The 17,374-nt window shown below is 59.5% G+C and carries 4 protein-coding genes; 2 read left to right on the top strand and 2 right to left on the bottom strand.

All coding sequences use genetic code 11. The features are described 5' to 3' along the window. Nucleotides 1–301: 301 nt before the first annotated feature. Together J3U87_RS28885 and J3U87_RS28880 are read right to left on the bottom strand one after the other, a co-directional pair. Nucleotides 302–757, bottom strand: a complete 456-nt coding sequence (locus tag J3U87_RS28885) for a hypothetical protein (protein WP_237379264.1) — start codon at nt 755–757, stop codon at nt 302–304. Beyond that, a complete protein-coding gene (locus J3U87_RS28880; protein ID WP_237379263.1) occupies nt 750–13,628 on the bottom strand; it encodes an Ig-like domain-containing protein in 12,879 nt (4,292 codons plus the stop codon). Before J3U87_RS28880 ends, J3U87_RS28885 begins: the two co-directional genes overlap by 8 nt. A gap of 1,333 nt (nt 13,629–14,961) precedes the next feature. Here J3U87_RS28880 and J3U87_RS28875 point away from each other — a divergent pair. Next, a complete protein-coding gene (locus J3U87_RS28875; protein ID WP_237379262.1) occupies nt 14,962–15,927 on the top strand; it encodes a hypothetical protein in 966 nt (321 codons plus the stop codon). A 179-nt stretch (nt 15,928–16,106) separates the two neighbouring features. After that, on the top strand, nt 16,107–17,372 hold the full coding sequence (locus J3U87_RS28870; protein WP_237379261.1) for a pentapeptide repeat-containing protein: 1,266 nt from the start codon (nt 16,107–16,109) through the stop codon (nt 17,370–17,372). The last annotated feature ends 2 nt before the right edge of the window (nt 17,373–17,374 follow it).

Genomic DNA, 17,374 nt, shown 5'->3' with positions numbered 1-17,374 from the left:
TACCGATTCATATCCATCTTCCAGAGCAGGGAGCTTTAACTTAGGTGGTGCGACTACATATGGCGGCACACAGGACCTATGCCTAATTGTGGTTCTTGTTTGACCGCCTACCGAAAAAAGAGCTTGATCAATACGAGAGCAGCCTTGCATAAATCGCCAAGCCGTCTTCTTGAACTTTCTGGAGCCTGGCCTGCCTGAAAAGCTAGTCCTCGTTGATGGATCTCAATGTAGGTTAGAGCTCTTTCTGCGACCGGGTGCGGTTCGTTTGGCTCTCACACAACTTTTTTTAAACCGAGAAACTTCACTGCACATCCTCTCTCTTTGCTTTTTCAAGCATTTCAATCATGGATTTGTCATTCATTTTTTTGTGAGAATTTTCAGGGAAGAAAAAATGCGCAGTGACATAGGTCTTAGTATCGCTGTTGAATAAAAACTCTCCAACACGCAAACGCATCTTATCTCTTGGCATCTCTGTCCATTCATTGTTTTTTTGATAAAAAAAGTGCATTTTTACATTTTCACTTCCCGGCTCCCTCGATTCTAAAAACAAAATTCCATTCTGAGGTACATGATATTCGATTCGTTTCTTTGAATAATCGGCAGAATCTCCATTTGGGTGGTCAAATATTATCACAAAGGGTTCGTCTTCTTTTGCTTTTACAAAGTAATAAAATTCATGTTTAGTGCAAAAGGAAGTAATCGATAGAGTGAACAAAATTATCAGGATGTTCAATTTTCTTATTTCTGGTTTAATCATGCAACATCTCTCCATTTTTGAATGAATTTTTCTCTCTTATGGTGGATTCATAGCTCTTCTTTTTGGTTTTTTCAAAATCTCGGATGGAAATCAAATCCCTAAGTCTTTTGTTTCTATTCGATGCAAAGATTTCATTCCATTTTTCTCTTGAGAATGTTCCTTGTGGCGTTGTCACTGCTACAAAATGACCTTCCTTGTTTAGGTGAAGTATGACTTCTTGATAGTCCATGAAACGTTTGTTCACTCCTCCAAGCATTGTAGCAGGATTCAGCTCAGGTGCTAGAATACCATCGGTTACAGCATTTGCACCTCCAATGAAAACGGCATTTCCTGCCGGGTCTATGATAAATGCCTCAGCGCTAGGAAATGCATCGCCAAGCATTTCCAGCATTAACCCAAGTTTATTGCTGTCAATTTTTTCGATAATGACATTTGTTAAGACATCAATATCAGGAGTCCCAATGCGTCTAAGAGTCTTACCCTTCTCTTTCATCCAATCATTCAACTCTAAAAAATAAGGATAGGGAGGATTCGGTAAACTACCTCTATACTTAGTTGAAAATTTCAAAAATGCCTCTTTGCTTTCGATCAGCTCTAGCGTGGCTGTTGGTCTTCCTATTGCTGTACCGAACACCCAGTGATGGCTTGGGTCACTGTAGGTTGCAACAACCTCAACACTATTTGTATCTGAGTCATAGGTTAATATGTGAGTTATTCTAGAAGTGATTGATCCTGTATTAACTGAAAAACTCCTATCATCGCCATGGTAGGCTTCGCCAGTGAACGCTTTCGTTGGATCACCAAACGATTCAAAGGGTGCGAAGGATCTAATGTAAATAGTATAAACTGCCAAGCCATTCGGGTCCCAGAAAAGGATCGGGTTACCGGCGGCGTAGGCGTAGGGTTCTTTGACCGTGGTAAGGTCGTACAGATCGGGGACCCGGAAGTCGGGGTTGAGGAAGTGACCCAGTTTGGCGTCATAATAGCGGTGGTGCATCTGCGTCAGACTGGTTTCCCAGTCTACCAGGTGCCCACCCAGGCCAAGCGGAACGCTTGCGAAGACGCTGTCGGGGGCGACGCCCGCCTGTACACCCAGGGATGGGCTCTGGACTCGCTCACCCCAGGGGGTCAGCGGGCTGAGGTACACCGTCCCGCTTCCCACGTGCTTGTACGCGTAGGGCGTGCCCAGGTGGTCCGTGGCGATGTAGTAGTCATTGCCGCCGCCCGTGAGGTCCTTCAGGAAGGCCGGGCCCAGCGGGCCTTGGCCAATGGCGTGCGTCCACTCGATGCGCGGCGCCTCCAACGTGCCGCGCTGCTGGCCGATCGCGATCACCCGCGAGTCGTGCCATGCGAATACCAGTGGCACGTCGCTCGCCGGAGTCGCCGCCCGGATCCGGCGGTTCTGGTGATCATAGGCATACGCTCCCAAAACCTGGCCGTCTTCGCGGATCTCTGTCAGCCGACGGAAGCCGTCCCATGCGAATTCCCGCACACGGCCGTCGCGGTAGTCGATCCGCGTCAGGTTACCCAAGACCGGGTCGTAGCTATAAACGTCGACCCCGCCGGTTCCGGTCACGCTGTCGACGCGGCGGTGGTCGACCGTGGGGTCGTGAGTGAAGACATCGTCGCGCACCACCGTGCCGTTGAGCACCCTGGTAAGCCCGCCCAGGAGCTGGTTCCGCACTTCGCCGTAGTTTTCGGTCAGGGTGTCCGTACCCTGGCCGCCAGTGCGCGTGATCTGGATCGACTGGAGCTGCTGCCCCTCGGTGTACTCGGGCTCCCAGGTCTCTTCGAGGCCCGGCGCTTTACGCGTCACCTTGCTGATCTTCTTGTCCGGCGGGCCCGCCTCGCCCGCCTCGCTGCACAGGCCCTCGCTGGGAACGTCCTCCCAGTCGAGATCGAGGAGGAAAATGCCTTCGCTCTCCGCGATCTGGTCGAGCTGGCCCATTTCGTCCTGCGCGAGGTCGAATGAGGTCCCGTCGCCCCACGCGATCCGGGTCGGCATACCGTTTTCCCACTCGGTGTACTTGGCTTCCATGCCCATTGCGCGGATCAGTGTCTGGTTTCCGCCTACGTCGTACGCTATCTGAAAGCTGGGCCCCTGCTCGATGTCGATCAGGGTGACCTGGCCGTCTTCGTAACGGTAGGATATGGTCACTCCGTTGGGGTCGGTGTAGCTCTGTACCCGATTGGGTTCGGCCAGTCCCTCTTGTTGGCGCAGGTCCTCTAGATCGGGATAGGTCCAATTGCCCCAGGGGACTCCGTCGCGTGTCAGGCTCGCCAGGCGGCCATCGACGTCGTAACCGTAGACGTAGACTTCCTCGCTGCCCGGCTCGCCCGCCGTGATCTGCTCCAGCCGACCCTGGCCGTACTGGTAACTCCGAAGCAGCACTCCGCCGATCGTCACGCTGGTCAGTTGGCCCAGACCGTCGTAGCCGTATTCTTTGGTAGCCAAGCCCGGGTAGGTCACCTGGGACAGCCGGCCCTCGGTGTCGACGTCGGCCGTGACCCCGCCCGGGAGGTTCACGGTCGCGCTGTCGCCGCTGCCGAACACCTGCAGCGGTTGGCTGTTGCCCACCGTCATGCTCGCCACCGCACCCCAGCGGTTGTAGGTGTACTCGGTCAACGGCTGGTTGCCCCGCTTGAGCCCCACCAGGTCGCCGTGGGCGTTGTAGTTCATCTGGGTCGGCAGTCCACCTTTACGGGTGAGAGTCGCGCAGCTCGGCCGGCCACCCGGATGGTACTGGACTTCGATTCGCGCCACGTCGCCGATCTCGATGGTCTGCGGCTGACCCAACGGGCTCCAGTTGCTGAAGTTCAGGTCATGGCGGCCACCCGTGATCGATGCCAGCCCCAGGCTCTCCTCGCTGTAGTCGAAGTCGTAGACCCGATCGGGCGTGCGCACCTCGTCCACCCGGCCCAAGGCGTCCCGAACCCACTTGCGGGTGGTCACCCCGTTGTCGCGAAACGCCCGCGGCTGGCCGAAGCCGTTCAGCTCCAGCTCGTGCTCGGCGCCGTCGGGCAAGGTGGCCCGGATTCGGCGGCCGAAGCGCTCGGGGTCGACCTGGGTGCGGTCGTTTTCGAAGTCGTCGATGGTCCTTACTTGGTCGGTCTCGGCGTCGCGCCGGATCCGCATGGTCTTGCCGTTGCGGGTGACGTCGACTCCGGCGGCCGCGTTGGCGATGTGCCGTGTGACCTCGGTGGTCTCGCCCAGCCAGGAGGTGCTGCGTTCGGTCAGCAGCGACATGCCCGGCTGGCCCGCCTGCTCGCGGCTAAACAAAGTCAGCGTCTCACTGCCGGAACGGTTGGGCTCAGCGGTGGTCACCGTACGCAGGGTGTCCCGCCAGTCATCGTAGCTGCGCTGCGTTGTGAGGCCGCGGGTGTCGGTGGTCCCAGTCGGCCGCCAGCGTCCGTCGTAGCCGTCGATCGACCAATTCAGCCCATGGGCGTTGGTCCCGCCCATGACGCGGTTGTAGCGGTCGTAGGCGATGGCCACGGACGTGGCAGCCTGGGCTCGCTTTGCCTGGCCGCTGCCCAGCGTCGAGCCGATTGTCATCTGGGTCGGGTCGCCCGAGCTGTTGAACGCGGTGGCGGTCACCTCGATGGGGCCCGAACCGGCCTTGACCACGTCACCCCGTCCGTTGACCTCGGCCGTAGTGGTTACCGTCTGGCCCTCGCCCTTCTCCTCCGTCACCACGCGCAGGCGTCGCGGACTGGCCGCAATCGAGGTGGCAGTTTTGGTCTCGCGTTCTTGGTCGACGCCGCTACCGAAAACCTTCGTGGTCACGGTTTGCCCGGCCGGGTCCGACCAACTCGTCACGGTCGTGATGTCCTTGAATCCGTCCACTACGGTGATCTTGCCCTTTTCGTAGGTGATCACGATGGCGGAGTCGACGCCGTCCACCGTTTCGTCGGCCTTAGCCGGGTCCTCGAGGAACTTCTCGACGCGGGTCGCCCGGCCGAAGACGTCGTAGACGATGCGCACCTTGCCGACATCCGCCATTTTGGTTTCCTCGACACGGCCGAGTGCGTCGGTCACCAAATGCTCAACATAGGATTCTCCCTGAGCTTGAACCGTCGCCCGGTTGGTGATAGGGCCCTTCTCGCTCTGCACGACATCGTAGGTCGTCGTGACGCTGGTGCCCCCTTGGCCAGTGACAACCCGCGTTGGCTGGGACGTGGTCCCGAAGTAGGTGTAGGTTTCGGTCTGGCCGGTCTGGGTATCAGTGGTGCGCGCCAACCGACCCAACGCGTCATAGGTATAGCTCAGGTTCTGGGGATCTGGCGCCGTTCGCCGCTGGGCCGTGACCCGGCCCCAGATGTCGTAGTCGGTTTCAGTGGTGATCTCGGTGCTTTGGTCCACGACCGCTATACGCGGCCCCTGACCCGAAACGACCTCGTAACCGACATTCAGCGTGCGGCCCAGCGTCACATCGGTCTCGGTGTCAAGCCGGCCCAAGCCGTCGTAGGTAAACCGGCTCGTGACGTCGAGGTGGCTTTCCTCGGTCACGTCGCCGAACGGGTTAAGACGGCGCTCGGTCATAGCCATGCCGGTGCCAGGCAAATTCTGGGATCGTGTGCTGAAGGAGCCCGCGTCCATGTCTTTGCCACTGGGTCTGTAGTGGACCGAGGTGGTGCCGCCCTGAACCCGACCCACCAGGTCCTCCGTTCGGATGGGCACGCCGCTGGTGCTGAAAAAGGTTGTTTGGGTCGCGCTGGTGCCACCTTCGCCATCTGCGTTGGCGTCGGAGACGACCAACGATTTCTCGGAAACCTCGTAGCGCAGCTTGTCACCCACTGCGTTGGTCATAGTGTCGGGTGTCTCGATCCACCATGGCATGATCTGGTAGGTCCAGCTTTGACTGGTGCCGTGGATTTGGTGGGAGGTCAGGCGTCCCAAAGCGTCATAGCCGAAGATCTGATCACCGAAGCTGTCACCCGTGAGCTGCCACTGATGGATAGGCAGAACCGAGTCTCCCATCGTCACGGCCGTGCCACCTTGATCGGGATCGAAGCGGAACCCGTCCAGTTTGCGCCGTTCCCAGGTTCGCGAGAAGGTGTGAGTCGCGTCGACCCCTTCGAAGGTGTAGCCCGAGGACAGCCGTGTCCCGCTCATCGTGCCGAAGGTCCGCCTCAGTTCCGGCACCTCACCGCAGCCCGGCAGGGCCACCGAAACGACGTAGCCGGTCGTCCCGTCTCGGGCGACATCGAGGCTCTGGAGGCAGTAGCCGTCGCCGAGATTGGAGGTGGTCAGGCTTTTGGGCGGGTACTGGGCTTCGAAGACCACATTGTCGTCGCCTGCGTTCAACGCCTCCACCTTCTCCAGCCGGCGCAGTTTGAGTTGGCCCACTTCGGCTACCGGTTCGCTCCAGGTCAGGGTGTAGCCGCGCGGTGTCCCGCCGCCGCTGGTTTGGTTCAGTTCTACCCGAGCCAGGTAGCCGTCGTCCGTGTAGTCGTAGGTCCCCTGGACGCTGCGGGTCTGCATCGTCTGGGTCTCGATCACGGTGCCGACTGGATTCATCTTCCAGGTCCGGTCGATGGTGCGCCGGCCACCGCTGTCATTGGGGGCGTCCCAAAGCTCTGTCGGGAAACGGGCCGCATCCTCCGCCGCCATCTGGTTCTTCCAGGGGTAGTCGACACGCTCGGTCAACTGAACCTCGCCGTAGAGCGAGCCCGGCGCCTGCATCGAACCCGGGAAGCGCATCAGCGGGAAGCGGAGTCGGTCGGTTTCCTTTTTGTCGCGGGTCCTCTCGTTAATTTGGCTCAGCAGGTCCCGGTACTCGGGCCAACGCAGTTTGCTGCGGAGCTTGTAGACGACGTTGCCGCGGTGGATCAGGTGCCAGGGGCCGCGGTCCGGGAAACGGCGCACCTGGCTAAGGGCGTCGTTGCGCACCCCGACCTTGTCCCCGTCTTCGGCGAGGCCGGCCTGGATCTGAAACTGGCCCGGTTGCTCGAAGATCAACCGTTGATGAACTTTTGCGGTGGTAAAGTTGCGTGCGACGGTTTCCTCGCCCTCCTGACCGGCGCCATCAACTGCGTCCACGTCCTGCGGCCGCCACCAGACCGGCATGGCCTGGTACAGCCGAGCGCCGTCGAGCATTCCAACTCCGTAAGGCCCGCTACCGAAGGCGTAGTCGCGGTGGAAACTGCGGCGCCAGCTCAGGTCGAGCCGGGCATCGCGGGCGCTCACGGCAAGGTCGGTCTGGTGCAGCTCGGGCGAACCGGTCAGCAGGTCGAGGCCGCCGTGGAAGCGCAGGTCGTCCACATAGCGCGTCGGCACGCTGTGCCAGGCGACCAGGAACGGCAGGGTCCGCTGCATCACGGTGGTTCCCTGGCGCGTGAGGGTCAAGGCCACCTCGCCCTTCAGGAACCCGTGCTCGCGCAGCGCCTTGGCCTGGTTCTGGATCGCGACGTTCAGTTTCCGGGTGTCGAAGCCCACCAGCGTCCGAGCCTTCGCGTCCTTGACCTCGTGGACCACTTCGGCCGTGCCGGATTCGCCTTCGAGCCGGTAGGTCAGCTTCAGGCTCTCCTGGGCGAAAACCTCGACCTCGAAGGTGCCCATTTCCACCGTGAAGGCCAGGTCGGCCTCTTCTCCATTCTCTACATCCAGGTCGGTGGCGTAGAGCACGCCGTAGGGCTGGTGGGTCAGCATGCCCTGCGGGTCGCGGATCCGGCCGCTCGTGTCGTGTCGCGCGGTACCGGCCTGCCAGCGGGCCAGATCGTAGGACAGCCAGCCGAAGGTTCGGTAGGGGTTGCTCGCCAGCGGCAGGCGGCGCAGGCGCTCGTCCGACAGGCTCCAGTAAAGCGCGCCGTCGTGCATGAACAATTGGCGCCCCACCGGGGCTTGGTCCGCGTCGTCGTCGATCCAGGTCAGGAACATCTCCTCCGCGAACGCCTGGTCGAGGGTCCACTGGCTGACGCCTTGCGCCCGACCGCGGGCGTAGAGTGCCCGCAGGTCGAGCACGCCGACGCCCATCGCGTTGCCGATCCGGGTCCGCACGGCCACCAGACCGTGGGCGCGGTCGGCGGCCAGACCCAGGAACCCGCCAGGTAGATCCAGGGTGAAGCGCGGCTGGGTATCCTGGTCGAGGTCGGTCTTCTCGGGAACTTCATAAATATAGAGGGAACCGTCCTGGTCGAGGCCGCGCTCACCGAAGATCGCGATGTCGCGGGTCAGCGTCTCACCCAGGGCGGATTGGGTCGGGAAGGCCTCGACCACGGCGCAGCGCAGGCGGGAGACGCCAAAGCGACCCGGCTCACCTGGCGCGGTTTCGGTGCCGGTGCGGTGGGGCCAGACGGTTTTGGCCAGGGCGCGGCGGTCGTAAGGCGGATGGACGGGCGGCAGCAGGTCGGATTCCTGGGGCACGATTGCGTTCAAGCCCGGGTAGCCGAAGGCGGCCGCGGCGAAGGCCGGAACCAGCCCGTCCTCGGTTTGGTGGAGGAAGGGCGCGAGTCGGACCACGCCGCGCGGGTTGGCGTAGTGACCCACCGGCTTGGTTTTCTGCCAGGCATAAAGGTGGCGGCCACCGCCCAGGCTGTCCTGAAGCGTGGTGGCGTCAATGTTGGCGAGCTGTTCCAGGTACTGGCGCACGTCGTGGACCGTAGCCGTGCCGACTGGGCCGGCCTCGGTCAGGTCGAAGTCACCCAGGATCAGGTATGGCCCGATGGCAGCGAACCCGCCCTGGGCGCCCGTGGTTGGCACACGGAAGTGGCCCTTCTCCTCGAACTTGGCCCCGTTGTAGTGAAGGAACATCAAGACGTAGCTGTGCTGGGCGAAGGAGTAGTACTGCACGACCAGCATGGTCCCGGCAGGCAAGGCCCGCAGCCGCTCGCGGTTGTCGCGCTCGATGGCGAAGACCTCGGCGCCGGGCGCCGCGGCCAACGCCTCTTTGGTGATCAGCACCAGGTTGGGGGCCAGCATGCCCGGCGCCCGGATCGCCTCGGGGTACTCGGTGAGCAGGCGTGGCTCGCTGTGGCGGGTGTCGGTGTCGTAGATGCGCAGCTTGAAGCCGGAGGCGATGCCGTCCGGGTTCGTGATCCCGTCCAGGCCTACCAGTAAGTTACGTAGCCCGGCGTAGGCGCGCAGGTCGCCCGTCTCCGGCACCACCGTCTGGGGCTTGCTGGTCTGGGTCCGGAACTGGATGCGATAGTGATCCTTGGCTGGCTCGGTGCCCGAGGCCTTGGTGTCCGCCGGCTGCAGCAGGGTGCGGTTCTCCTGGTCGCGGACCCCGCGTACGTCGAGCGTGTATACCGTGTCGAGCTTGAGCGCTTCGGTCGGTTGGACCGTGAGCAAGCGGACCTCGGTCGCGGCCTCAACAGGCAGGCCGTTGGCGTCGAAGAAGGCCAGCGTGACCGGGTCGCCGCCGTCGGGGGTCAGGGTCACGCTGGCCGGGCCCACGTCGCGGACCGGCTCGCTGAATTCGAGGTAGAGCGGGTCGGCGATCAGGACGTCGGTGCCTTTGTCCTGGGGCGTGCTAGCGAGCACGGCCGGGGCGACGTTGGGGATGCCCGCCGCCTGGTCGGGTCGAACCAGCCAGACCCGCTTGTAGACGTCCTGGCTCTGGTCTTTGATGTCCACCACGGTCAGGGCGACGTCGAGCTTGCGTTCGGTGCCGTAGGCGGTGGCGGGCAGCAGGACGGTGATCGCGTCGTGGCGGGTGTCGCGGGTGACGGTCTCTTCCCAGCCCACCTCAGGGATTTTGGCCACAGCGTGTTTCAGGGCCTGATCGGCCTTGATCGTGACTTGGATCTGGGGCGTTTTGCCCCCGGTTTGGCCGGGATCGAGCAGAAGCTTGCCGGTCTGCCGAAAGGTCTCGGTCAGGCCGGCGTGGACCACGGGCTCGTCGTCGTCCAGGGTCACGACTTGCCAATCGAGTTCCAGTTCGGCGTCGCTGCCGGCACCGCCTTGCTTGGGCCAGCGCAGCCAGGCCGTGACTCGGTAGGCGCGGGAGCCAGCCAACAGGTAGGACGCACTCGAGGGGCGCAGCTCAAGCAAGGTGAGCCGATGGGTGACTGGGTCCATCGCCAGGATGGTGGGCTGGCCAGGGTCGGGCTCGGCGATAAAGTCGCCGTCGGCCAGCGGGCCGGTGAGACCGAGCGGCTTGAAGAAGGCGTTCTCACCATCGCCGAAGCGCTGGTAGAAGTAGACGTTTTGGCACGGGTAGTAGGGGGTTCCCGCGCGGGTGTAGCGGTCCGGGTTGAACCAGGAGGGCGGCGGCTCGACCCACATCAGGTTGCCGTAGGTGGTATCAACCTGGTTGCGGACATCCTGGCGCAGACTCTGGCCGAAGATGAAGCTGGTGCTGTCGGTGTGGAATAGGCCGTAGAGGCGGGCGTAGGCCTGGCCCAGCGAGGCGGCGATGCGGCCGCCGAACCGTTTAGTGCGGGTTCGTTTGGTCGTGCTGCCGAGCTGGCCGTCGCGGACGGCGACGGCATCGGCCAGCGTAGCGAAGGTGTGGGGCGTCAGGGTCTCCGGTTCGAGCGGGTTGGCCGGGAACGAGACCTCGGGCTGCAGCGCCACGAACGAGAGCATAGCGGTCCCAATGGTGGCGGGGTCGAGGTCGAGCTGGAACCGGCCGGAAAGGCGAGGCACGGGCCCGCCGTCGAGCGGCGTGATGCGCAACCCGCCGTAGAAGGCGCCGAAGGGGTCGTCGCCGTGGTGCGGGACCTTGGCCAGCTCGGCGCGGATCTCGGCCTCGTCGGCCAAGGCGAAGCGGACCTCGCGGCCGACGCCGTCCAGCACGCGCTCGATGTGGAGGGTGGTGCCCTCGCCGAGGTCGAGCACGAAGGGTTGGCCGCCCAGGATGACCTGACCGGGGCCCGTGCGGATGCTGTCCAGCTCGATCGAGGCGGATTGGCCATCTGGCCGGGTCACGGCCACCTGGATCCGGTCGCCGATGTCCCCCTCGATGCCCCGCTGATAGTCGCCACCCAGCATGGTGTCGGTCACGGTGGCGGCGGTATTGCGATTGATCAGGCGGATCTGGCTGCGGGCTGGGTAGGCGTCGGCCGGAGCGTGGACGGCGAGGTCATCACCGCTGGCGGTGAGGTAGAACCGCTTGAGGTCGAGGGTGCCGACGGCGCTTCGGTCGGCGGTTCGGTAGCTGAACGAAGCAGCCGAAACCAACGGGTGGCTATGTTGGCTCAGGAGACTGGTGCCAACCGTAACTGTGTACTCGGTGTCGTCAGCGAGTGGGGCCTGGGGGTTGAGGGTCAGGGTGCGGTAATCGGCCTGGCGCTGGATGCGCAGCGGGACGGTGGTGCCGCCGCCCTGGAGCGTGATCGCCTGGGTCCAGTCGTCAACGGTGCCTCCGAGGGCATGGGAGAAGGTGAGGCTGGGGATCTCGTGGCGACTGACGTGGACCTGGTTGGCGGCAGGCCGGTGCTCGACGAGGCGGAAGTCGGGTGCCTGAAGCGCGAGGTCAAGGCCATCGCGCAGGTCATCGGTCGAGGTGTCGGCCAGGTGGAGCTGGGCGCTGCGGGTGGTGGCGGGGTCGTAGGCGTCAACGGTCTGGGGCTGGTTCCAGCGGGCGACGGCGAAGCGGAACCCGCCATCAGCGGCGCTGGTCGCCCGCCAAGGGTGGACTTCAGTCTGGAGGGTGACCCCGACAACAGGGCTCGCGGCAAAGGTGACCTGACCGCGCAGTTCCGTGATCGAAAACGGCAGGGCAACCAAAGCATAGGCGCCGGTAGTGGTGACGTCGACGTCTTCAGGCGCGGCCTGCCAAGCACCATCGACGAAGCGCAGCCGGCCGGCGTAGACCCAGGTCGCCGCGTCCTGGCGGCGCAGCAGAACCAGCGCTTCACGGGCACCGTGCTGGAAGCGAATGCTCGGCGAGGCGTCCAGCTCGCGGCCGACGGTGAGCGTGAACGAGGCGAGCCGCTCGGCCCCGGCGGGCATTGGGATGTCAGAGATATCGGCGAGCCGGGTGCGGACGGCGCGGGGATTGACGGGCTGAGGTCCGAAATCGAGCTGGAGTGGACCGAGGTCGTGCACCGCGTCGTAGCGGAAGCCACCGAGTGGCGGTGACCCACCTTCCAGGTAGAACTTGATCGAGGCGGCACGGGTGTGCCCGCGGGTGATCTCACCGCGCGCCTCGATGGGCAGGCGGCCCACCAGCTTGGCGCGGCCGTCGAGGTTTTCGCCGTAGTAGTAGCAGGTCACGTCGAGCAGGTAGTCGGGGAACAGGTGCTGGCCGTCAAAATAGGTGTGGTGCTCGCGGGCGCGGAGGCGGGCGACGGCGCCAGAAGGATGATGACCGTGGGCGAGGAAGCGGAGTAGGGTGCGTGGCGTGTCTAGGAGTGAAACCATTCGAGGAAACGCGACCGCGTCAGCGGTATCTGCGCGCGGAATCCACGCGTGGTTTTGGCGGATCAGGAAGCTGCCGACGGCAGGGGTTTCGGTAACGAAGCGAGTATCACGGAGTACGGCGGCGTAGACGCCGTTCCCGGCAGCAGTCCAGGTGGCGTCGATGCGGGTGCCACCGACAGTCAGGTGCTCGGTGACCCTCCAGCCGTCGCCGTCCCGGCGCAAGAGTAGGACTTCGGTGGCCGGTGGAAGCTCACGCGGTGGCCGACGGAGCTGGACCTGGAGTGTGCCGATCCCGGTGGCGTCGGCCAGTTCGAAAGCGCGCAGTGGAGCGTAGCCGAGAGGGAGCAGGATGGGCAGGGCCTGGGTGCGCAGCGGAGTGACGCGGGAGGTGCCGCTGAAGCCGGAGGCAAACTGGAGCCGAAGGAGGGGATCGCTGAAAACCTGGGCGGTGGAGTGAGGCGGGCCGCGGCGGGTGAGGCGCAGGTCGAAGAGACGAGCGCCACCTGCAGGTGGGACGTCCAAGGTCCGGGCGATGGGGACGTAGGTGGGGTCGGTGACGCGGGCGGTGATGGGTGAGCCGGCCAGATAGGCGACGTAGCGGCCGGCATCGTCGGTGACGGCGGTGGTGCTGGCCGCGGGGCTTTCAAGTTGAACAGTGACACCAGTCAGTGGGTGGCTGGTCTCGCTGTCAAGGACGAGGCCATGCACGAAGTTAGGGTGCGCCACCGGCAGGTCGCGCTCGAGCTGGGCCTCGTTGCCGTAGACGTCGCGGACCTCAAGGCGGAGCTGGTGGCTGGCACGACTGCCATCGTCCTGGAAGGTTTGCTGCAGGGCACTGCCATCGCTGGCTTCGAGCACCAAGTCCGCGTTCAGGTAGACCCGAACCGAGGCGATCTCGGCGGCGGGTTCGAAGGAAACGGCGATGTCGAAGTTGCTACGGGCATCGACGGAACCGGGCGCGGTGAGATCAATCGTGGGCGGTTCGATCTTGTGGTGCACGGTGAGCGATTGTTCGGCGGTGTTGCCGGCGGCGTCGGTGAGGGTGTATTGGAAGGTGTTCGCACCTGACTGGAGAGGGACGTCGCGGTCATAGAAACGATGGCCGACGACAGCAACGGGTTGGCCGTCGCGGGTGAGCGTGACCGGCTTCGATAAGGCGTCGCCAGCCTCGCCAATGATGTGGAGACTGGTCCGGTTGGTGCGTAGGTCAGGTAGCGGCTCGGAAATGGCGAGAACCGGGGCAACAGTATCGCGGAATAGGTCGCGTTTGAGCCGGGCTTCGGGCAAACCGTCCTTGGTGGCGGTGAAGAAAAAGGTGTTGAGGCCTTCGGTGAGGGTGACGTCGTGGCTGAAGCGGCCATTGCCGTCGAGGGCGAGGATGGTCCCGTCGATCGAAAGGCTGGCATCAGTGGGGGTGACGGTGCCGGAAAGGGTGGCGGTGGCCGCAGCGCGGAAGCGGGCGGTGTCGTCGAGCGCGATGGTGATGGTTTCCTGCGCGAAAGCGCCCCAGGCAGGGCCGATTAGGAGCAGGAGACACGGAATCAATCGCTTGGCAATCATGGAGCAGACCTCACAGAAGCATCATATCGGAATGGGTTGGGTTTTGATGGGCTCGTGTTTATAGGGATCGAAGCGGTTCGTGGAGGGGATTCACGGGTATGCATTCTGAATTCTGGAGTCCTGGGCACAAATGGTCATTTGGGACAGCGCCAAATGAGAATTCCTCAGTGTGAGAGCAGATGAGGTGATGGTAATTTTTTGTGGAGGATTTTTTTGTTATATCATGCCTTGCATTCTTCTGTGAGGCTTCATGACCTTATCTTTTGCCGACTCAGTAGCAGGCATCACTCGAGTCAAAACATATCACAACAGACGTCTTTTTGAAATTAAAAAGACCTAAAAAACAAGATTTATCAAGTCTTCTCCATGTCTTTTACTGCTTCCCCCGAACCTGACAAACCTTCCGACAAAACAAGGCCGTGTCTAGGCTTGCTCTATTTTGCCGAAGTCTCCAGACACCCTTTGTCCAACTGTCGAAATTTGGATTTTCTACAAGGTGTTCACGGTCAACCGTGCCCAACTCGAACCGCATCAGTGGCGTCGGAATTCCCTGATTAGGCAAGTCCACACGATCGAACAGCACTTGCTGCAAAAGGAGGGACTGGAAACGAATCATGCCAGACATCAAGGGCACCAGTTTGGCTCGGCATTCCAGCTCGCTCGATCTGACAGGAAACCGGTGAAGCCGGGGTAGAGAGCGATTACCTTGTGGGGACCATCCTCCGAGTGTGAGGTCTTTGAAATACACCTTCAAAGTAACGCCTTTATCAAGAGATGGTTATAACAATAGTGAGTACCTTCGATGATACCCCCCAGAATCGACCCCCCCTTAAAGGGGTTCCTAACAGAATACCCCCCAGTCTCGATCCCTATTGATTTACCTGGCCTTATATAGGCGACCCTCCTACTACTTCACTATCTTCACTGTTAAAATATAAATATAAATAAATACAGGGGTTTAGATAGTGAGGTGAGGTTTCAAGACGAAGTGTGAGGTTTCAAAGCCCTCACTGGTACGGCCCATCTCATGTGTTGCATACAACACAATTGAAATCAATGCATTAGGCGAATTTCCTGGTCCGTTACATACACCTTCCCCTCAGGTAGTTGTTTCGGTTCGGCGCCAAGCCACAATACAGCAAGAATTGGCAGCACAGAGTTGGGGTTTGCTGCTACCGACCAGTTCGCTCGCACCGTAACGAGCGGCGAACTCCAATCAAACGCATTGCGTCATGGCTTTCGCTGGCATGCGGCAAGATTTTTCCGTCCCCTCCGACATTTCCAGGCCGGTTCCGGTAGGTAGCCCTGAGAAACGAGGAACCAGGGGGAAACCATGTCAATTCTCAGCCAATCGAGCCGGCAACTAATGAACCACGGGCCAAACGCGGGCGAAAAAGCCAACCACGGGACGTGGACCAACGTCGATCCGGTGCGACCGGTTTTCGACTCCATGCTTTCAGAACAGGCCGCACCTCGTCGTGACGGAGGCCTGGCTGGCAAGAGTGAGCCATCGGCATCCAACGACACTGTGACGGTTTCACCTCAGGAAGGTGCCGGGTCGTCTTCCGCTGACCATCCTGAAATTCTCGACAATTTGCAGGAAACCTCAAGCCCCGCCATTTACGTGTCTCCGAGGTTGCGGTATACGACCATCGACCATCCGGAACGGTTTGGTGCGGACCTGCTGTTGAACGATGTCGCCTACCGTCGCTTGGATCCGGACTATTTCGCCTGGCTCCGTCTTAAGATGCAGACCGTCGTTCGGGCCTACAACGAAGGCCAAATATCGCAGGACGCCTATCTGGCAATGCTGACGCCATTCGCAGTCGTTCAGGCACAGGCCGAGGCAGAGTTCGATCGAGCCACTTTGGATGCTGCTTGGTCACAGATGCTGGTGCGCGCAAGCGATTATCAGCCACCAACCTTGGAACGGTTCATTGAGGCCGGTGCCGTCGCTCGACCGCAACGGAAGGGTTCTGGTGATGGTGAGGCTGCCGCGGAAACTGGTTTTTTGTGGCCTGAACAAGGCAATTTCGCGTTCCATGTGCCGGTGACTGAGGAAGCCTTGTCGAAGGTCCGGGCAATCGAAAATGTGGCTCTTTCGGTTGGCTGGACTCATGAGCAGTTGTATCAGAATCGGAGTGTGTTCAAGTTTCCGTATGGACAGGAATATGGCCTTGTGTGTTTTTTGAAGGACAATATGAAGATTGGTGCTGTGACCGATAAAGCCATAGAGATGAAACCGGCTGATTTGAGAAGACAAGTTATGAAATTCCAGAGATCAGGAAATGAGACATAGACGTTCCGGATTGCCTCCAAGGGGCCTGGAATAATCTTCCATAAAAATATGATATGTGCTTAATATAGGGTATCTTCATTTTGTAATCCCCCTCCGGCAAGAGTCAAAGGTCGCAGGTAGCCTATCACAAAGATGCTACCTAATCGGCGACTTCAATTTCCCATACTCAGGCGGCAATAATGGAAGACAACGAGAACATCTTGCTAAGATCTCGGATAAATAACCTTGAAAAAGAGATTCAAAGGTTGACGCAGTTAAATAACCTTTATATCCAAAAGGTTCATGCGTCTAAAAAACGAAAATGGCTTTTTGCAAAACAGACAGCAAAGTTATGGACATGCTTAATGACAAGTCGTGTTGTTCAGAAAACTGCTATTTCATTGTGGGAGAGTATTGAAAAGCACAAACCCGGGCAGCCATTACCCAAGCAGGAGATTAAAGATTTCATAATAGCATTTGTGGCCGCAAAAGCGAGAGTCCCAATGTTTCTGATTTTGGGTGCAGGATTAGCAATCATTCCAAATTACTTTATCTATAAACAGACTCAATATTTGGGTTTGCAAAACAAAATGCTGGAATCTCAGACAAGCTTGTTCGAATCACAGACAATGGAAGTCATGCGGCAAAACGCATACATCGCATTTGAAAATACTTCCAAGTTTCGTTTGTTGCTGAACTCTCCCGTAGTTAGTCAACCTTCGATACCGACAGAAAACAGTGTTGCATATGACGAAGTGGCGGTAGAGCAGATAGTTCTTCTTGCGGAGTCTGATCCATATAACATTTTAAAATCATTAAAACCAATAATAAAAGACAATAATAAAGCTCGTAGCATCGGATCTATCATAGCCACGATCAAGATATCTTCAAGGCTTGACACGGAGAGCCTTCTGACATTCGCAAACCTTGAATCTGTTAATTTTCAAAATATTAGAGATGATCACTTCATTCGATACAGGGGCATTGCGCTACTCGGAGGAGTGGAAATTTTATCGTATTCACTATGGGAAAAAATGAATTTGGGACAATCAAATCTAAAGAGTTCAACATTGGATGAAATTAGATTTGAAAAGTGTGACTTTATTGGGTCTACAATGGAAAATGCAAGCATGAGGCAGTCTATTTTTTCAAGCTGTAACCTATCTGATTCAAAAATGAAATGTGTCGATCTATCAAAATCTAGGTTTGACGATTGCGACCTCTCAAAAAGTGATTTACGAGGTGCAAATCTAACCTTAGCAAGCCTCTACTTAGTGGATCTATCGAAAGCAGATTTAAGGGGAGTGACCTGGAATGAATCCCTGAACCTAAAAGGTGTAAATATCCGTTGGGCAATAATGGACCCAGAATTAAAAAGCTGGGCATTGGAAAACGGGGCAGTACAATTCAGCCCCAAAAAGTGGCAAGAATATGTCCATTCAGTTCGAATGGCTGACCGAGAATGACG

The sequence above is a fragment of the Sulfidibacter corallicola genome (assembly GCF_017498545.1).
GTDB lineage: Bacteria > Acidobacteriota > Holophagae > Acanthopleuribacterales > Acanthopleuribacteraceae > Sulfidibacter > Sulfidibacter corallicola.
The sequence above is the reverse complement of the archived record's forward strand: the minus strand, read 5'-3'. Positions and strand labels throughout refer to the sequence as shown.